Annotated in this window: 17 protein-coding genes and 1 pseudogene; 16 read left to right on the top strand and 2 right to left on the bottom strand. The window is 64.7% G+C overall.

What is annotated here, in order from left to right; all coding sequences use genetic code 11:
- From PKA57_RS02650 to PKA57_RS02610, 9 genes and pseudogenes are all read left to right on the top strand, one after another.
- Positions 1 to 384, top strand: a complete 384-nt coding sequence (locus tag PKA57_RS02650) for a cation:proton antiporter subunit C (RefSeq protein ID WP_324297378.1) — start codon at positions 1 to 3, stop codon at positions 382 to 384.
- Positions 384 to 1886, top strand: a complete 1503-nt coding sequence (locus tag PKA57_RS02645) for a monovalent cation/H+ antiporter subunit D family protein (RefSeq protein WP_324297377.1) — start codon at positions 384 to 386, stop codon at positions 1884 to 1886. The genes PKA57_RS02650 and PKA57_RS02645 overlap by 1 nt, the downstream gene beginning before the upstream one ends.
- A 7-nt stretch (positions 1887 to 1893) precedes the next feature.
- The gene (locus PKA57_RS02640; protein WP_324297376.1) at positions 1894 to 3408 is read left to right on the top strand and encodes a proton-conducting transporter membrane subunit; all 1515 of its coding nucleotides are present in this window, start codon (positions 1894 to 1896) and stop codon (positions 3406 to 3408) included.
- The gene (locus PKA57_RS02635) at positions 3405 to 3683 is read left to right on the top strand and encodes a hypothetical protein (RefSeq protein ID WP_324297375.1); all 279 of its coding nucleotides are present in this window, start codon (positions 3405 to 3407) and stop codon (positions 3681 to 3683) included. The genes PKA57_RS02640 and PKA57_RS02635 overlap by 4 nt, the downstream gene beginning before the upstream one ends.
- A complete protein-coding gene (locus PKA57_RS02630) occupies positions 3676 to 5382 on the top strand; it encodes a Na(+)/H(+) antiporter subunit D (protein ID WP_324297374.1) in 1707 nt (568 codons plus the stop codon). The genes PKA57_RS02635 and PKA57_RS02630 overlap by 8 nt, the downstream gene beginning before the upstream one ends.
- Positions 5383 to 5416: 34 nt before the next feature.
- A pseudogene (locus PKA57_RS02625) lies at positions 5417 to 5854 on the top strand (carbon monoxide dehydrogenase subunit G); the annotation flags it as partial.
- A 277-nt stretch (positions 5855 to 6131) separates the two neighbouring features.
- Entirely contained in the window at positions 6132 to 6596 is a 465-nt protein-coding gene (locus PKA57_RS02620) for a (2Fe-2S)-binding protein (protein WP_324297373.1), read from the top strand.
- A gap of 68 nt (positions 6597 to 6664) precedes the next feature.
- Complete coding sequence (locus PKA57_RS02615) at positions 6665 to 9031, top strand: xanthine dehydrogenase family protein molybdopterin-binding subunit (protein WP_324297372.1); 2367 nt, start codon at positions 6665 to 6667, stop codon at positions 9029 to 9031.
- Positions 9032 to 9041: 10 nt separating this feature from the next.
- The gene (locus PKA57_RS02610; RefSeq protein ID WP_324297371.1) at positions 9042 to 9839 is read left to right on the top strand and encodes a xanthine dehydrogenase family protein subunit M; all 798 of its coding nucleotides are present in this window, start codon (positions 9042 to 9044) and stop codon (positions 9837 to 9839) included.
- A 6-nt stretch (positions 9840 to 9845) separates the two neighbouring features.
- Here the strand turns inward: PKA57_RS02610 and PKA57_RS02605 are convergent, their stop codons facing one another.
- Together PKA57_RS02605 and PKA57_RS02600 are read right to left on the bottom strand one after the other, a co-directional pair.
- A complete protein-coding gene (locus PKA57_RS02605) occupies positions 9846 to 10385 on the bottom strand; it encodes a VOC family protein (protein WP_324297370.1) in 540 nt (179 codons plus the stop codon).
- Between the two features lie 16 nt (positions 10386 to 10401).
- Positions 10402 to 11037 (bottom strand): carboxymuconolactone decarboxylase family protein, encoded by a 636-nt coding sequence (locus tag PKA57_RS02600; RefSeq protein ID WP_324297369.1) that lies wholly within the window; start codon positions 11035 to 11037, stop codon positions 10402 to 10404.
- A 66-nt stretch (positions 11038 to 11103) separates the two neighbouring features.
- Between PKA57_RS02600 and PKA57_RS02595 the strand changes: the two genes are divergently transcribed.
- From PKA57_RS02595 to PKA57_RS02565, 7 genes are all read left to right on the top strand, one after another.
- On the top strand, positions 11104 to 11682 hold the full coding sequence (locus PKA57_RS02595) for a TetR/AcrR family transcriptional regulator (protein ID WP_324297368.1): 579 nt from the start codon (positions 11104 to 11106) through the stop codon (positions 11680 to 11682).
- Positions 11683 to 11744: 62 nt separating this feature from the next.
- Positions 11745 to 12656 carry a MoxR family ATPase gene (locus PKA57_RS02590; RefSeq protein ID WP_324297367.1) on the top strand — a complete coding sequence of 304 codons (912 nt, stop codon included), beginning with the start codon at positions 11745 to 11747 and terminating at the stop codon, positions 12654 to 12656.
- Positions 12656 to 13840 (top strand): VWA domain-containing protein, encoded by a 1185-nt coding sequence (locus tag PKA57_RS02585; RefSeq protein ID WP_324297366.1) that lies wholly within the window; start codon positions 12656 to 12658, stop codon positions 13838 to 13840. The genes PKA57_RS02590 and PKA57_RS02585 overlap by 1 nt, the downstream gene beginning before the upstream one ends.
- Positions 13837 to 14181 carry an XdhC family protein gene (locus PKA57_RS02580; RefSeq protein WP_324297365.1) on the top strand — a complete coding sequence of 115 codons (345 nt, stop codon included), beginning with the start codon at positions 13837 to 13839 and terminating at the stop codon, positions 14179 to 14181. Before PKA57_RS02585 ends, PKA57_RS02580 begins: the two co-directional genes overlap by 4 nt.
- Before the next feature lies 1 nt (position 14182).
- Positions 14183 to 14860, top strand: a complete 678-nt coding sequence (locus tag PKA57_RS02575; RefSeq protein WP_324297364.1) for an XdhC family protein — start codon at positions 14183 to 14185, stop codon at positions 14858 to 14860.
- Entirely contained in the window at positions 14857 to 16482 is a 1626-nt protein-coding gene (locus PKA57_RS02570; protein WP_324297363.1) for a molybdopterin-binding/glycosyltransferase family 2 protein, read from the top strand. The genes PKA57_RS02575 and PKA57_RS02570 overlap by 4 nt, the downstream gene beginning before the upstream one ends.
- 120 nt (positions 16483 to 16602) lie before the next feature.
- Positions 16603 to 17514: hypothetical protein (locus PKA57_RS02565; protein ID WP_324297362.1), on the top strand; the 912-nt coding region annotated here is incomplete at its 3' end.

The following is a 17514-nucleotide window of genomic DNA, read 5'->3' as shown; positions in this document are numbered from 1 at the left end:
ATGGAAGACGCGCTCGCCTTCATCGCCGGACGCTACAATTACTGGATGGTCATCGTGCTGATGGTGCTTGGCCTCTATGTCACCATCGCGCGCGGCAACCTCATCAAGAAAATCATCGGCCTCAATCTGTTCCAAACCTCGGTGTTCATGCTCTACATCTCGGCGGGCAAGATCGTCGGCGGCACAGCGCCGATCGCCACAGGCACGCCGGGCACGGTCTATTCCAACCCGCTGCCGCATGTCCTCATCCTGACCGCCATCGTCGTCGGTATCTCGACCACTGCGCTCGCCTTCGCCCTCATCGTCCGCATCCGCGAGAGCTACGGCACCATCGAGGAAGACGAAATCCTCGCCATCGAACACGAGCTGGAGCGCGATCGCTGATGCCTGAAGCCCTCGCCAACCAGTTGCCAGCACTTCAGATCGTGCTGGCGCTGATCGCGGCGCCGCTCGCCGCCATCGCCGGCCGCAGGGGCGGCTGGTTCGTCGCCATGGCGGCAAGCCTTATCACCTTCGCAATCGCGGCCGCGCTTCTTGCCAGCGTTCTCGACGGAACGGTGATCGCCTATCACATGGGCGGATGGGCGCCGCCACTCGGCATCGAATATCGCGTCGATGCGCTCAACGCCTTCGTGCTCGTCATCATATCGGGCGTGGCGGCGCTGACGCTCCCCTATGCGCGCACAAGCATCGCGGCGGAAGTCGCCGCGGAACGGCACGGGCTCTTTTATGCCGCCTTTCTTCTTTGCCTCGCGGGGCTCATGGGCGTCGCGATCACTGCCGATGCCTTCAACCTTTTCGTCTTCCTCGAAATCTCGTCGCTTTCGAGCTATGCGCTGATCGCCGCCGGCGCCGAGCGCGACCGCCGCGCGCTCACCGCCGCCTACAACTATCTCGTCATGGGGACGATCGGCGCGACCTACTTCGTCATCGGCCTCGGCTTCCTCTACATGCTGACCGGCACGCTCAACATGGCCGACCTCGCCCAGCGCCTGCTCGATCTTGGCGACAACCGGACGCTGCGGATGGGCTTCGCCTTCATCCTCATCGGCCTCGCGCTGAAGCTCGCCATGTTTCCGCTGCATCTCTGGCTTCCGAACGCCTATGCGCGCGCGCCTTCCGCCGTCACGGTCTTCATCTCCGCCACGGCCACCAAGGTCATCGTCTATGCGCTGCTGCGGTTTCTATTCGCCGTCTTCGCCTTCGACTTCGCCTTTCAGGGGCAGGTGCTGCGCCTAGTCGTGCTCCCGCTCGCGCTGGTCGGCATGGTGGTCGCCTCGACCGTCGCGCTCTTCCAGCACGATCTCAAACGCATGCTCGCCTATTCTAGCATCGCGCAGATCGGCTACATGCTGCTCGGCATCTCCATCCTGTCGCATGGCGGCCTGATGGCGAGCGTCATCCACCTCTTCAATCATGCCGTCGCCAAGGCCGCGCTCTTCATGGCCGCCGGATCGTTCTTCCTGCGGACGGGCACGACCTCGCTTCGCGACCTTGCCGGCATCGGGCGCGACATGCCATGGACCACCGCCGCCTTCGTGGCAGGCGGCCTCAGCATCATCGGCGTGCCGCTCACTGTTGGTTTCGTGAGCAAGTGGTATCTCGTCGAGGCCGCCATCGCGGAGGGCTGGTGGCCCGTCGTCTTTCTCGTCGTCGGCACGTCGCTCATCGCGCTCGGCTATATCTGGCGCGTCGTCGAGATCGCCTATCTGCGCGAGGCGCCCGAAGGCGTCGTGCGCAAGGAAGCCCCTCTTTCCATGCTCATCCCGACCTGGGGCTTTGTCGGCCTCAGCCTCTATTTCGGCATCGACGCGGAACTGACCAGCGCCGCCGCGAGCCGGGCGGCCAATGCGCTCATCGGCGCCTCAAATCTCTTCTGGCAGTGAGGCGCGGATGACCCCTTCCTTCGCTCTCTATCTTGCAGTCTTCCTGCCTCTCGCGGCGACGCCCCTTCTCGCCGCCCTCGACCGATGGCCGAATGCGCGCGATGCCACGAGCGTCATCACCGCGGCGCTCGCCTTCGGTTTCGCATTCATCGTGCTTCGCGGCTTCCTCGCCGGCAGCGCACCCGAACTCCTGCTCTTCGAGGTGATGCCCGGCCTCCCGCTCGCCTTCGAAGCGGAGCCCATCGGCATCGTCTTCGCCCTGCTCGCCTCGGGGCTCTGGATCGCCGTTGCGATCTATTCCATCGGTTATATGCGCGCGCTCGAGGAAGCGCATCAGACGCGCTTCGCCATCTGCTTCGCGATCTCCGTCGGAGCCGCGCTCGGCATTGCCTTCGCGGGCAATCTCTTCACGCTCTTCATCTTCTACGAAGTGCTGACGCTCTCGACCTATCCCCTCGTCGCGCACCAGCAAACGCCGGAAGCGCGGGCGGGCGCGCGCACCTATCTCGCGATCCTGCTTTCGACTTCCATCGGCTTCTTCCTCGTTGCGATCATCTGGACGTGGACGGCGAGCGGCACGCTCGACTTCTCGCCGGGCGGCATCATCGAAGGCCGTGTCGATCCCGTCTGGGCTCCGTTCCTGCTCGCGCTTTTCGCCTTCGGCATCGGCAAGGCAGCGCTCATGCCTTTCCACCGCTGGCTTCCGGCCGCCATGGTCGCGCCCGCGCCGGTGAGCGCCCTTCTCCACGCCGTCGCGGTCGTCAAGGCGGGCGTCTTCACCATGCTCAAGGTCGGCGTCTACATCTTCGGCGTCGGCTTTCTCTCGCGCACCGGCGCATCGGACTGGCTCGTCTGGGCTGCGGCGATCTCGCTCGTCGTCGCCGCGCTCATCGCCCTCTCCAAGGACGATCTCAAGGCGCGCCTTGCCTATTCCACGGTGAGCCAGCTCGCCTATGTGACGCTTGGCGTCGCGCTCGCCAATCAGATGGGCATCATCGGCGGCACGATGCAGATGGTCACCCACGCCATGGCGAAGATCACCCTCTTCATGTGCGCGGGCGCCATTTACGTCGCGACGAAAAAGACGCGCGTGAGCGAACTGGCGGGCCTCGGGCGCCGCATGCCATGGACATTCGCCGCCTTCCTCATCGCCTCGCTCAGCATTGTCGGCCTTCCGCCGCTCGGCGGCGGATGGAGCAAATGGTTCCTCCTGCTCGCCGCCGCCGATGCGAAGCAGCTCTTCATGATGGCTGTTCTCGCCATCGGCTCGCTGCTGAGCCTCGCCTATCTCCTGCCCGTGGCGGGCACGGCGCTCTTCATGCCATCAAGGCGGGCAAAAACGCTCAATGGCACGCCGGCGGAACCCACCCGCGAGCCGATCGCCGAGGCGCCGCTTCTCTGCCTCGTCCCGATCCTGCTGACCGCCGGGGGCTGTGTCGCGCTCTTCTTCTTCGGAAATGAAATCTACGATTTCCTCTTGCACGTCCCGCTGCTGCCGAACGCGACGGAGGCAACCCCATGAGCGGCTACATCACGTCGAGAGTGCTTTACGCGCTCGGCATCATCTGTTTTGCGCTTGCGGCCGCCGACTTCTTCCGCGAACGACATGGCGCATTCGCAATCGAGCAGACGCCGCTCTTCTATTGCCTCTTCGGCTTCGCCGTTTATGTCGCCGTCATTTTCATCGCCAAAGGTCTCAGGCGGCTGACGCTGCGTCCGGAGGATTTTTACGGCGCCGAGGCGACCGATCAGGAAGACGAACGCATGGCAGGCACGGAGGAGGCACGCAATGCCTGATCTCGCCTCGCCCGCGCTCTATCCCGTTTTCTGCTACGCCATTGGAGCTGCCCTTGTCGCGCTTATCCGCTGGCCACGCCCGCGCGCATTCTTCGCGCTCGCCGTGCCGGCCGCAGCGCTTGCGGGCTTCGCCTTCCTTCCTTACGCGAATTATGGCGGCTTCACCTTTTTCGATCTGCGCGTCGGCGTGATGCGGCTCGACGCGCTCGCCTATGTCTTCGCGCTCGCCTTTTCGCTCGCGGCCTTCCTTGCCCTTTTCTATGCGCTGCATCTGCGCGACCGGATGGAGCAGGCGGCAAGCCTTCTCTATGCCGGTGCTGCGATCGGCGCCGTCTTCGCCGCCGATCTCATAACCCTTTTCGTTTTCTGGGAGGGAACCGCCCTCGCCTCGGTCTTCCTCGTCTGGGCGCGGCGCAGCGAAGGCGCCTGGCGCACCGGCCTTCGCTACCTCGCCATTCAGATCGGCTCCGGCCTTCTGCTCCTCGTCGGCATCGCGCTGCGCTACCACGAAACGGGCTCCATCGCCTTCGAGCGCATGGAACTCGACAGCCTCGCAAGCTGGGCGATCTTTCTCGCCTTCGGCATCAAATGCGCCTTCCCGCTTCTCAACAACTGGCTGCAGGACGCCTACCCCGCCGCCACGCTGACAGGATCGGTGACGCTCTCGGCCTTCACGACGAAGCTCGCCGTCTACGCATTGGCGCGCGGCTTCGCGGGCACGGAACTCCTCGTCTATATCGGCGCGGTCATGGCGCTCGTCCCGGCCTTCTACGCCACCATCGAAAACAATCTCCGCCGCGTGCTGGCCTATGGCCTCAACCAGCAACTCGGCTTCATGGTTGTGGGCATCGGCATCGGCACGCCGCTGGCGCTCGCGGGCACGGTCACACACGCCTTCGCCTCGATCTTCTACACGGCGCTCCTCTTCATGAGCGTGGGCGCGGTCATCTACCGGACGGGAACGGGCAAGGCGTCGGAACTCGGCGGCCTCTGCAAATCCATGCCACTCACCATGGTCTTCTGCGTCGTCGGCGCGCTCTCGATCTCGTCCTTCCCGTTCCTTGCGGGCTTTGTCTCGAAGAGCCTCGTCGTTTCGGCGAGCGCCGATAGCGGCCGCCTGATCGTCTGGCTCGTTCTCGTCGCGGCCTCGGTCGCCGCGTTCCTGCATACGGGCCTGCGCGTCCCCTTCGCCATGTTCCTCGGCCACGACCGCGGCCTGAAGGCGAAGGAAGCGCCGGCGCATATGCTCATCGCCATGGGCCTCACGTCCGCGCTCTGCATCGGTATCGGCATCTGGCCGGAGCGGCTCTATGCCCTGCTCCCCTATGCGGCGGACTATGTGCCCTATACGGCCGACCACGTCGTGACGCAGCTTCAGCTTCTCTTCTTCGCGGGCCTCGCCTTCGCGCTGCTCGTGCGGCGCGGCCTCTATCCGGCCGATCTCCGCTCGATCAATCTCGATTTCGACTGGCTCTACAGGCGGCTTCTGCCCGGCCTCTTCGGCCTCGTTGCCTACCACATCCGCTCGATGTGGCGGGCGGCGGCGCGGCGCGTCGACTATCGCCTCGACCGCGCACTCGTCACCATCTACCGGACGCACGGCCCCGAAGGCATCCTCGCCCGCACCTGGCCGACAGGCTCAATGGTGCTATGGATCGCGGTTCTGCTTGGCATCACGCTGACGCTGACTTACCTATAAGATCAACGAGACGAGCTCGCGAGGAGACGCGCCCATGGAAATGTCCGGCGAATACAAGATTCCCGCCTCCCGGGAAGCCGTATGGACGGCGCTGAACGACCCCGAGATGCTTCGTAACACCATTCCGGGTGCTGAATCCGTCGACAAGATCGCCGACGACGAATTCGAGGCCGTCGCCCGCGCGAAGGTCGGCCCGGTCAGCGCCCGCTTCAAGGGCAAGGTCAAGCTCACCGACATCGACCCGCCGAATGGCTACACCATCAGCGGCGAGGGCAATGGCGGCGCGGCGGGCTTCGCCAAGGGATCGGCCGTGGTGCGCCTGCGCGACGAGGAGGGCGCGACGGTCCTCAGCTATCAGGTGAACGCGCAGATCGGCGGCAAGCTCGCCCAGATCGGCCAGCGCTTCATCGACTCGACCGCATCGAAGCTCGCTGACGAATTTTTCGGCAATTTTTCAGCGGCCCTTGGCGGCACCAAGGTCGAGGCGGTGCCGGAGCTCCTCGGCGAGCTCGAGGAAGGGCTTGTCAAGTCACCCGATCAGGACGCCATCGCCCCGACCGGGGTACCCATGGTGCCCGACGAAGAGGCCGGACAGGGCCTCTCGCCATGGATATGGGGGACGATCCTCGTCATCGTCGTGATCGGCCTGCTGCTCATCTTCGGCCGCTAATTCCGCCTCCCCGCCCGAGCCCGCTTGACGCCACAGGCACAAGCGCGGAGACTCCTGAAAATATCCGAGGGAGGACCGCATGACCGTTGTGTCGATGACAGTCAACGGGAAGAAGGTGAGCGCCGATGTCGAGGCACGCACCCTCCTCGTTCACTACATACGCGAAGCCCTGGGGCTTACAGGCACGCATGTCGGCTGCGATACGAGCCAATGCGGCGCCTGCGTCGTGCATGTGAACGGACGGGCGGTGAAGTCATGCACCATGCTCGCCGCACAGGCCGAGGATGCCGAGGTGACGACGATCGAGGGCGTCGCCACGAATGGCGAACTCCACCCGGTGCAAAAAGCCTTCAGGGAACATCACGGCCTTCAATGCGGCTTCTGCACGCCCGGCATGATCATGACGGCGATCGACCTCATAAGGCGCAAGCCCGGCCTCGACGAGCGCACGGTGCGCGAGGAACTCGAGGGCAATATCTGCCGCTGCACCGGCTATCACAATATCGTGAAGGCGATCCTCGCCGCCTCGGAGGAGATGCGCTGAGCGGCAAATTCGGCCTCTGAAGCCCGGCGCTGATCCGGGGCGACATGAAGTTGAGGGAGGACGACGACATGACAGATCAAGGCATCGGCAAGCCTGTCCGCCGCAAGGAAGACTTCCGCTTCATCACCGGAAATGGCCATTACACGGACGATATAAACCGGCCGAAACAGACGCACGCCTATTTCCTCCGCTCCCCTCACGCTCACGCCAGGATTCGCGCCATCGACACGAAAGCCGCGCTCGCCGCGCCCGGCGTTGTCGCGATCTTCACCGGCAAGGACATTGCCGCCGACAAGCTCGGCGGGCTCATCTGCGGCTGGACGGTTCATTCCAAGGACGGCTCGCCGATGAAGGTCGGGGCCCATCCGGCGCTCGCCCTCGATACGGTGCGCTATGTCGGCGATCACGTCGCCATGATCGTCGCCGAAACGCATGCCGAGGCGAAGTCCGCCTCGGAGCTGATCGAGGTCGATTACGAGCCCCTGCCCGCCGTCGTCGCGCTCGCCGATTGCCAGAAGCCGGGCGCGCCGCAAGTCCATCCGGAAGCGTCGCGCAACACCTGCTTTGAATGGGAACTCGGCAACAAGGCCGAAACGGAAGCAGCCTTCGCGAAGGCCGCGAAGATCGTGAAGCTCGATCTCGTCAACAACCGCCTCATCCCGAACGCGATGGAGCCGCGCGCCGCCATCGGCGAATATGACAAGGGCACGGGCGGCTACACGCTCCACACCACGAGCCAGAACCCGCATGTCGCGCGCCTCGTGCTCTCGGCCTTTGTCGGCGTGGCGCCCGAACACAAGCTCCGCGTCATCGCGCCCGATGTCGGCGGCGGCTTCGGCTCGAAGATCTTCATCTATGCGGAGGAAACGGCCTGTGTCTGGGCGGCGGCGAAGGTCGGCCGCCCGATCAAATGGACGGCCGAACGCTCCGAGAGCTTTCTGGCGGATGCCCATGGCCGCGACCACCTGAGCCATGCGGAACTGGCGCTCGACGCCAATGGAAAATTCCTCGGCCTCCGCGTCAAGACGATAGCCAATCTCGGCGCCTATCTGTCGACCTTCTCATCGGCCGTGCCGACCTATCTCTACGGCACGCTCCTTTCGGGCCAGTACGATTTGCCGGCGATCTATGTCGAGGTCGATGGCGTCTATACGCATACGGCGCCCGTCGATGCCTATCGCGGCGCGGGGCGGCCCGAAGCGACGTTCCTCATCGAGCGGATCGTGGAAACGGCGGCGCGCGAAACGGGGCTCGACCCGGCTGAAATCCGCCGCCGCAATTTCATTCGCAGCTTCCCCCACCAGACGCCCGTCATCATGAATTATGACACGGGCAATTACGAAGCCTCGCTCGACAAGGCGATGGAGATCATCGACGCGAAAGGCTTCGCCGCGCGAAAGGCGGAGGCCGCGCGACGGGGCAGGCTCCGCGGTCTTGGCTATTCGACCTATATCGAGGCCTGCGGCATCGCGCCTTCCGCGGCCGTCGGCTCGCTTGGCGCAGGCGTCGGCCTCTGGGAGTCGGCGGAAGTCCGCGTCAACCCGACCGGCAATATCGAGGTGCTCACCGGCTCGCACAGCCATGGACAGGGGCACGAGACAACTTTCGCCCAGCTCGTTTCCTCCCGCCTCGGCGTTCCCATCGACCAGATCGAGATCGTCCATGGCGATACCGACAAGGTGCAGTTCGGCATGGGCACCTATGGCTCGCGATCCGGCGCCGTGGGCATGAGCGCCATCTCCAAGGCGCTCGACAAGGTCGAGGCCAAGGCGAAGAAGATCGCCGCCCATCTCATGGAAGCGGCGGCGGAAGACATCGTCTTCGAGAACGGAAAGTTCACGGTTCAGGGTACGGATAAATCTCTCACCTGGCCGGAAGTCTCGCTCGCCGCCTACACGGCCCACGGTTTCCCCTCATCCGAAATCGAGCCGGGCCTCAAGGAAAGCGCCTTCTACGATCCGGCGAATTTCACCTTTCCTGCCGGTTGTCACATCTGCGAGGTCGAGATCGATCCCGACACGGGCGTGCCCGAGATCGTGAATTTCGTCGCGGTCGACGATTTCGGCACCGTCATCAATCCGATGATCGTCGAAGGCCAGGTGCATGGCGGCATCGCGCAGGGCGTCGGTCAGGCGCTGCTGGAACATGGCGTCTACGACACGGAATCCGGCCAGCTCGTCACCGGCTCCTATATGGATTACTGCATGCCGCGCGCCGACAACCTTCCGAGCTTCCGTCTCGGCTTCACCACGACGGTCTGCCCGTCAAACCCGCTCGGGATGAAAGGCTGCGGCGAGGCTGGCGCCATCGCATCGCCGCCCGCCATCATCAATGCCGTCACGGATGCGCTCGGCGTCCGCGAGATCGAAATGCCGGCCACGCCCGCGCGCATCTGGCAGACATTGCAGATGAAGCCGCGCGCCGCCGCCGAATAGGAGAGAGCCCATGTATCAGTTCAACTATGTCCGCCCGAAATCGCTCGCTGATGCTGTGGCGCTGCTCGGCCAGGCCGACGATCCGAAGCTCCTTGCGGGCGGCCAGACGCTGATCCCGACGCTGAAACAGCGGCTCGCCATGCCGAGCGACATCATCGACATCGGCAGCCTGAAGGAGCTCGCCTTCATCCGCGCGGAAGGCAATGCCGTCATGATCGGCGCGACGACGAGGCATTTCGATGTCGCGACCTCCGCCGATGTGAAGAAACATATCCCTGCCCTCGCCGCGCTCGCGGAAGGCATTGGCGATCCCGCTGTTCGCCACATGGGCACGATCGGCGGCTCCATCGCCAATAACGATCCGGCTGCGGACTATCCCGCCGCCTGCCTCGCACTCGACGCCAAGATCCACACCACGAAGCGGCTCATCGAGGCAGACGAATTCTTCAAGGGCATGTTCGAGACGGCGCTGGAGCCCGGAGAGATCATCAGGGAAGTGACCTTTCCCCATCCCGACAAGGCGGCTTACGCGAAGTTCCCCAATCCGGCTTCACGCTACGCCATGGTCGGCGTCTTCGTGTCGAAGGGCCCCTGGGGCGTGCGCGTCGCGGTGACGGGCGCGGGCCAGAACGGCGTTTTCCGCATGAAGGCGATGGAAGACGCGCTCACGAAAAACTGGTCGCCGGAGGCCGTCGCCTCGATCAAGGCGCCCGCCGACGGGCTCCTCTCGGACCTTCACGGCAGCGCCGAATACCGCGCGCATCTCATCACCGTGATGGCGAAGCGCGCGGTCGCGGCGGCGGGCTGAGCGGATTTATTCCGCCGCCCTGCGGTAATCGGCAGCCTTGAAATGCTGCATCGATTTCGGCGGCGCCGAATGGGGCAGCGTGTCCGATGTGAGCGCCGCGATGGCGCGCTCCTTGTCCTCGGCGGTGAAAACGCCCGTCGTCACACAATATTCGACCATCGTGCCGTTGGGGTCCATCGTGTAGATCGACCGGCACCAGTTGTGATCGACCTCGAAGACGTCGTAACCGCCTGCGAGCCACATGTTGCGCTTCTCGACCAGATGTTCCTCGGTCGGAGAATAGAAGGACACATGGTTCACCCAGTCGGGAAGCCCGACCGCGCGCGACATGCCCGTCTCGAATTCCCGGGCATAGGGCTCGCCATGAAGCTCCCAGAAGGCGATGAAGCGATCCGGTTCGATTTCGTAGAAGAAATGCTTGGCCCAGCCGCCGACCGGCGTCGGCCCGATTTCGACCTTCTTCAGATCGAAGCCCATGACCTCCCGATAGAAATGGTCGATGGCCTTGATGTCGCGCGTCGCAAAGGCGAGATGATGATAAGCCATGGCTTTCCTTCCCGGTTCACTTCTGATCGACCATCCGCATGACGTCCATGCCGGAGCCTTGCGGCGCGGGCACTTCGACGACACGCTCCTCCACATCGTCATATTCGAGACGCAGCGCCTTCGAGATCACGGCATGGAAATCATAAAGCGCCGTCACATAGGTTAGCTCCAGAATTTCCTCGTCCGAAAGATGCTTCTTCAAGACCTCGAAGACGCCATCCGGCGTTCGCCCGCCGGAAAGCACGAGGCAATCCGCATAGGCCAGAACCGCGCGTTCAAGTTCGTCGAAGCAGGTCGCCACCTGCCAGTGCGGGATCGCCTGAACCTGCTCCTCCGTGAAGCCGACGCCGCGTGCCGCCTTGCAATGCTGCGAGAAGACGAATTTGCTGCCGCGCGCCCAGCCCGCGCGGATCTGGCCAAGCTCGCGCAGCCTGGGCGAAAGCTTGCGATTGGGGCTGCGATAGAACTGGAAGCCCGCCACCGCATGGTCGAACGCATCCGGTACCAGCGCGAAGACGGTCCACCAGTTTCCGGGCGTGCCCGTCTCGGTGCCCGGCTCCTTCACCGGATCGCGCTCGCCGAACAGCGAGGCGTAAACGCGCTTCGCAAATGGATGCGCTTCGTCCTTACCGACTTCCCGCAGGCGCGGCATGTGTACCTCCCTCGTCTCTTCCCTCGCTGGAAGGCTACCATACGGTATGGTATGGTCGAGCGGAAAATGACACTCGCACCGAAATCATCCTCCCGCATGAACAAGGCCGACTGGATCGAGGCGGCCATGCGGCTGCTCGTCGAGGGCGGGCCAGAGGCGCTTCGCGTGGACCGGCTCTGCCTTGCGCTCGGCATCACCAAGGGGAGCTTCTACTGGCACTTTGCGAGCCGCGACGCGCTGATCGAGGCGATGGCGGCCGACTGGGCGGAACGGCGGCCGACGGCGGCGCTCGCCGAGGCGGAGCAGAGCGGCATGACGCCCGCCGAAAGGCTCGATCATCTGGCGCAGGGCTTCTGGCGCGACGACATCGTGCAATACGACGCGGCCATGCGCGCATGGGGCGTGAGCGAGCCCCGCATCCGCGCCGCCATCGAGACGACCGACCGGCAAATCACCGCCTATGTGCAATCGCAATTCGAGGCGATGGGCGCGACGCCCGCCGAGGCAAGGGCGCGCGCGCTCATTCTCTTCTATTGCAGTATCGGCATTTCGGCGGCACCCTACCTTCTCGACAAGACTGGCAGCGACGTGCTCGGCCGCATGAACGAGCTGATGACGGGCCAGGCGAACGCCGGAAGCGAATAGGCACCTGACGCGAACGAGCGTCGGCGCTTTTCCCCCTGCCGGCAAGCGACGAGAGTCATCGCATGACCATGCCGAATTCTATCGACGAAACCGTCGATCTTCTTGCGCGCGGCGCCTATGTGGCCGACCGCTCGCTCGCGACCGCCATCTTCCTCGCGCTTCGGATGAAGCGTCCGCTGCTTCTCGAGGGCGAGGCGGGCGTCGGCAAGACCGAGATCGCCAAGGTGCTCGCCGAGGCGCTCGGCCGCCGCCTCATCCGGCTTCAGTGCTATGAAGGCCTCGACACGTCGAACGCTGTCTATGAGTGGAACTATCAGGCGCAGATGATCGAGATCCGCCTCGCGGAGGCGGCCGGAAGCCAGGATCTCACCGAACTCGGCAAGGACATATTCTCCGAGCGGTTCCTCATCCGCCGCCCGATCCTTCAGGCGCTGTCGCCCGATGTTGCGGGCCCGCCCGTCTTCCTCATCGACGAGCTAGACCGCGCCGACGAACCCTTCGAGGCCTATCTTCTCGAGGTGCTGTCGGACTTTCAGGTCACTGTTCCGGAAATCGGCACCATCAAGGCGAGCGAGCCTCCCATCGTCATCATCACATCGAACCGCACGCGCGAAATCCACGACGCGCTGAAGCGCCGCTGCCTCTATCACTGGGTCGACTACCCGAATGCCGAGCGCGAACTCGAAATCCTGAAGCTGAAGGCGCCGGGCGCAAGCCAGCGCCTCTCGGGCGAAGTCGTCGCCTTCGTCCAGGCGCTGCGCGGGCTCGATCTCTACAAGAGCCCGGGCGTCGCCGAAACGATCGACTGGGCGACCGCGCTGACCGAACTCGATGCCCTCGCGCTCGACCAGCAGATCGTGAACGACACGCTCGGCGCGCTGCTCAAATATCAGGACGACATCGCGCGCGTCCGGGGAAGCGAGGCGGCGAAGATCCTCGAGGAAATTCGCGCCGCCGCGCGGGCGGCAGAGTGATGGCGGAGCCCGGCAGGCTCGCCGAGAACATCGTGCATTTCGCGCGCGTCCTGCGCCGCGCCGGTCTGAAGGTCGGCCCGCGCCAGGTGCTCGATACGATCGAGGCCATCGAAGTGGCAGGGCTCAAGTCCCGCGAGGATTTCTACTGGACCCTTCACTCGACGCTGGTGAAACGGCACGAGGACCACACGCTTTTCGATCAGGCGTTCCATGTCTTCTGGCGCGACCCGCGCCTGCTCGACCGGATGATGGCGCTGATGCTGCCTGAAATCCGCGCCGCCGACACCGAAGACCGCGAGAAGGCGAGCCGCCGTATTGCCGACGCGCTCTTTGGCGAGGAGCAAAGGCGCGCGGAACCGCTCGAGGCCGGCCTCGATATCGACGCGAGCGAAACCTTCTCCGCCGTCGAGATGCTGCGGCACAAGGATTTCGAGCAGATGACGGCAGCCGAGCTTGCCGAGGCGAAGGCCGCCATCGCGCGACTGAGGCTTCCACTCGACGAAGTGCGCGCCCGCCGCACCGAGCCCGCGCCGACGGGCAGGCTCGTCGACATGCGCGCGACGCTTCGCGCCTCGATCCGCGCGCGGGGCATCATTCCGCTGCGCAGGCGCGACTATCGGCACCGCCGGCCGCCCCTTATCGTGCTCTGCGACATTTCGGGGTCGATGTCGGCCTATAGCCGCATCTTCCTCCATTTCCTCCATGCGCTGACCAACAGCCGCGACCGGGTGCATGTCTTCCTCTTCGGCACGCGCCTCACCAATGTCACGCGCGAGCTTCGGCACCGCGACATTGACGAGGCACTCGTCCGCGTCGCGTCATCCGTCGAGGATTGGGATGGTGGCACGCGCATCGGCGAAACGCTGCGCCGGTTCAATGTGGACTGGGCGCGCCGCGTGCTCGGCCAGGGCGCGGTCGTCCTCCTCGTGACCGACGGGCTCGACCGCGATGCGGGCACGGGCGTAGAACCCGAGATCGCGCGCCTGCACCGCCAGTCCAGAAGGCTCATCTGGCTCAACCCCTTGTTGCGCTATGATCGCTTCGAGCCCAAAGCTCTGGGCATCAGGGCGCTGCTGCCGCATGTGGACGAGTTCCGGCCCGTTCACAACATCGCTTCGCTGTCGCAGCTGATCGACGCGCTGAGCGCCCCGGCAACGCGCAAGCCGGAAAGGAGGGCCGCATGAGCGAAACGCCCGATCGCAAGCTCGACCATGACAATGTGCTGGAACAGGCCGCACGCTGGCAGGCGGAAGGCCGCCGCGTGGCGCTCGCCACCGTCATCGAGACGTGGGGCTCCGCGCCAAGGCCGGTCGGCAGCCAGCTCGCCATCCGCGACGATGCCGCCTTTGTGGGCTCCGTCTCCGGCGGCTGCATCGAGGGCGACGTCGTTACCCGCGCGCTCGACACGCTGGAAACGGGCAAGCCCGAAATCCTCGAATATGGTGTAAGCGACGCCAGGGCCTGGGAGGTGGGTCTTGCCTGCGGCGGCCGCATTCGCGTCTTCGTCGAGCCGGTGACGGTCTGACATGGACGCCGCTATCCTCAACCAGCTTCTGAAGGACCGTGCCGCAAAGCGCCCCGTCGTGCTTGCAACAAGGCTCTCGGATGCCTTTCAAAAACTTCTGTATTACACTGATATAGATGAGAAAAATATATTTGTTAAAGCGGCGCTTGAAGTGCTTGCGGCGGACAAGAGCCGGGTTGTGGAGGTCGAGGGCGAGGAGTGGTTCCTCAACGCCTTCAATCCGCCCCTCCGCCTCATTCTCGTCGGCGCTGTCCACATCGCCCAGCCGCTCACCCGCATTGCCACGATTGCCGGCTATGACGTGACCGTGATTGATCCGCGTACGGCCTTTGCCTCGACCGATCGCTTTCCCGATGTGACGCTCATCACCGACTGGCCGGACGAAGCCATGGTAGTGCTTGCGCCCGATGCGCGCACCGCCGTCGTCACCCTCACCCATGATCCGAAGCTCGACGACCCCGCCCTGAAAGCGGCGCTCGCAAGCCCCTGCTTCTATATCGGCGCGCTGGGCAGCAAGAAGACCCATGGCGCGCGGCACGAACGCCTAGCGGCCGCGGGCTTCAGCGATGAGGCTTTCGCCCGCATTCACGGCCCTGTCGGCCTGTCGATCGGCGCAAAGAGCCCGGCCGAGATCGCCATCTCGATCATGGCCGAGATCACGGAGGTGCTCCGCACATGATCTTCGCAGAGATGGAAAGCGCAAAGGCCGAGGGCGCGATCCTCGCCCATTCGCTCCGCGTGGGCGCTGCCACCTTCAAGAAGGGCCGCGTCCTGACGGCCGGCGACATCGAGGCGCTGGAGCAGGCGGGCATTGCGCGGGTGACCGCCGCGCGCCTCGAGGCGGGCGACGTGCCCGAAGATCAGGCCGCCGCCGAACTCGCCCAGGCCCTTGCCGGGCCGGGCCTGCGCGTCGGCGAGCCTTTCACTGGCCGCTGCAACCTCTTCGCCGAGGCGGATGGCGTGCTCGCCTATGAGCGCGAGCGGATCGACGCCATCAACCTTCTCGACGAGGCGCTGACGGCCGCCACGCTCGCCCCGTTTGAAACCGTCGCCGCCCGCCAGATGGTCGGAACCGTCAAGGTGATCCCCTTCGCCGCCCCGCGCGCCGCCCTCGACAAGGCCGTCTCGCTCGCAAGGTCGGGCGAGCCGATCCTCACGCTTCACCCTTTCCGCCCGCATAACGCCGCGCTCGTCGCAACGAGGTTGCCCACGACGAAGGAAAGCGTGCTCGACAAGACGCATGACGTGCTCGCGGCCCGCCTCGCCGCGATGGGAAGCCGGATCGGCAAGGAATATCGCTGCGCGCATGAGGAGGCGGCCGTGGCAGGCGCGGTGGCGGAAGCGCTCGCGGAAGGTTTCAGCCCCGTCCTCGTTTACGGCGCCTCCGCCATCACCGACCGTCGCGACGTGCTCCCCGCCGGAATCGCCAGAGCAGGCGGCGAGATCCTTCATTTCGGCATGCCGGTTGATCCCGGCAATCTGATGCTGCTCGCCCGCCACGGCACGACGCCGGTGCTGGGCCTGCCGGGCTGCGCCCGCTCGCCGAAGCTCAACGGCTTCGACTTCGTGCTCTCGCGCCTGCTGGCGGGAATTTCCGTCACCCGGGAAGACGTGATGCGCCTCGGCGCGGGCGGTCTCCTGAAGGAGATCGCCTCCCGGCCCCAGCCGCGCGACGGAAGCGGCAGCGCGGCCGCCACCAAGCCCTCCGCCCCGCGCGTCGCGGCCCTTGTCCTCGCCGCCGGCCGGTCGAGCCGCATGGGCGCCGCCAACAAGCTCACCGCCGAAATCGACGGCAAGCCCATGCTCGCCCGCGTCGTCGATGCGGCGCTCGCCTCGGTCGCCTCATCGGTCACGGTCGTCACTGGACATGAGGATAACGAAGTACGCGCGGCCCTTGCCGGCCGCGCCGTCAACTTCGTCCACAACCCCGACTATGCCGAAGGTCTTTCGACCTCGCTCCGCGCTGGTGTGAGCGCGCTCCCCGGCGACATCGACGCCGCAGTCATCTGCCTCGGAGACATGCCGGATATTTCGGCAAGGCATATCGACCGGCTCGTCGCCGCATACGATCCCGACGAGGGCCGGACCATCTGTGTGCCGACCTTTGCGGGCAAGCGCGGGAACCCCGTTCTCTGGGGCGCGCGCTACCTCCCCGAAATGCAGGACCTCAAGGGCGATGTGGGCGCCAAACATCTCATCGGCGAGCACGAGGACGCTGTCTGCGAGGTGCCTATGCCGGATGCCGCGACGCTGACCGACATCGACACGCCGGAGGAGATGGCGCAGCGGCGCGGAAAATGATCGAACTCGCGGGAGCGGCGATCGATTCTTGCCGTTCACGGACGATCTTTTTTGACATATCGGCTTGCTCTGCCCCACTATATGAAGATTGACAGTCGCAGATGACGTTCGGGGACGCGCATGAACCTGACTGTTTCTGGTACCGAAAGCACCGCGATTGACCCAACGCCGTACACCGACGAACCGCTAGCGACCTCTCCGGCGGCACCGTTGTCGACACATCAGACTACGGGCTGGGGCGCCGTTGTCGACTGGTACGGCCCATATCCGACCAAGGAGAGATGCGCGAACGCGGCCGCCGAGGCACATGAGAAGTTCGGACTGCCGGATTTCGGACTCTATATGGCAATCGGCAGGCTCAAACGCTGGTCACGCATGCCAACAAAGATCCTCTACATCGGCAAGAATGGTGATGACGCGGCGCTTACTCTCGCGCAGCGTATCAGGAACAGTGGCGGCCTCACGAAAATCGAGAAGTACAAGGGCCGCGCCACCTACTGGTTTGGCCTACTGATGGGACCAGCTCTTGGGCGGGAAAAAAGTGACGAAGCCGAAAGAACGGAGCGTGCGTTGATCCACTCGCTGCGTCCGGTTCTCAACATTAAGGGCCTATCTTCGCCTGAATTCCGCTTCGCCATTCTCAACAAGCCGCCCAAGTCACGATTTGGCGCCGATCGTAATGGCAGCGCGCTGCGCAATTTCCGAACGCTTGTCCCACTCTATTGCGAACTTCGTCCTCACCTACCTGAAGAGGCCGTGGCGCAAGATCCATCTGCGCCGAAGAACGGCGTGCCGCAATTCGAGCTGATCTGGGCCGATGGCCGCGGCGCCATCGAACGGTGGGCGCGAGGCGCCGCCGTTGCGAGCGGATGGCCACCGGATCCGTATATGTCCAAACCAGCGTGCGGATACAAAAAAGTGTGGCAGCCTTTCTTTTCTGAGCGTCTGATCAGCCGCATCGAGAACATCTACGATCGCCATTTGAAGGCCGGTGATGTGGAAGCCGGCCCCTATCCGCCACCGCCATTGCCG

Origin of the sequence: Parvibaculum sp. (genome assembly GCF_035325945.1) — a bacterium.
GTDB lineage: Bacteria > Pseudomonadota > Alphaproteobacteria > Parvibaculales > Parvibaculaceae > Parvibaculum.
The sequence above is the reverse complement of the archived record's forward strand: the minus strand, read 5'-3'. Positions and strand labels throughout refer to the sequence as shown.

Excerpts from the sequence above, each read along its gene's own strand:
- PKA57_RS02650 (WP_324297378.1), top strand. The coding sequence starts at position 1 with ATGGAAGACGCGCTCGCCTTCATCGCCGGACGCTACAATTACTGGATG.
- PKA57_RS02645 (WP_324297377.1), top strand. The coding sequence starts at position 384 with ATGCCTGAAGCCCTCGCCAACCAGTTGCCAGCACTTCAGATCGTGCTG.
- PKA57_RS02640 (WP_324297376.1), top strand. The coding sequence starts at position 1,894 with ATGACCCCTTCCTTCGCTCTCTATCTTGCAGTCTTCCTGCCTCTCGCG.
- PKA57_RS02635 (WP_324297375.1), top strand. The coding sequence starts at position 3,405 with ATGAGCGGCTACATCACGTCGAGAGTGCTTTACGCGCTCGGCATCATC.
- PKA57_RS02630 (WP_324297374.1), top strand. The coding sequence starts at position 3,676 with ATGCCTGATCTCGCCTCGCCCGCGCTCTATCCCGTTTTCTGCTACGCC.
- PKA57_RS02620 (WP_324297373.1), top strand. The coding sequence starts at position 6,132 with ATGACCGTTGTGTCGATGACAGTCAACGGGAAGAAGGTGAGCGCCGAT.
- PKA57_RS02615 (WP_324297372.1), top strand. The coding sequence starts at position 6,665 with ATGACAGATCAAGGCATCGGCAAGCCTGTCCGCCGCAAGGAAGACTTC.
- PKA57_RS02610 (WP_324297371.1), top strand. The coding sequence starts at position 9,042 with ATGTATCAGTTCAACTATGTCCGCCCGAAATCGCTCGCTGATGCTGTG.
- PKA57_RS02605 (WP_324297370.1), bottom strand. The coding sequence starts at position 10,385 with ATGGCTTATCATCATCTCGCCTTTGCGACGCGCGACATCAAGGCCATC.
- PKA57_RS02600 (WP_324297369.1), bottom strand. The coding sequence starts at position 11,037 with ATGCCGCGCCTGCGGGAAGTCGGTAAGGACGAAGCGCATCCATTTGCG.
- PKA57_RS02595 (WP_324297368.1), top strand. The coding sequence starts at position 11,104 with ATGACACTCGCACCGAAATCATCCTCCCGCATGAACAAGGCCGACTGG.
- PKA57_RS02590 (WP_324297367.1), top strand. The coding sequence starts at position 11,745 with ATGACCATGCCGAATTCTATCGACGAAACCGTCGATCTTCTTGCGCGC.
- PKA57_RS02585 (WP_324297366.1), top strand. The coding sequence starts at position 12,656 with ATGGCGGAGCCCGGCAGGCTCGCCGAGAACATCGTGCATTTCGCGCGC.
- PKA57_RS02580 (WP_324297365.1), top strand. The coding sequence starts at position 13,837 with ATGAGCGAAACGCCCGATCGCAAGCTCGACCATGACAATGTGCTGGAA.
- PKA57_RS02575 (WP_324297364.1), top strand. The coding sequence starts at position 14,183 with ATGGACGCCGCTATCCTCAACCAGCTTCTGAAGGACCGTGCCGCAAAG.
- PKA57_RS02570 (WP_324297363.1), top strand. The coding sequence starts at position 14,857 with ATGATCTTCGCAGAGATGGAAAGCGCAAAGGCCGAGGGCGCGATCCTC.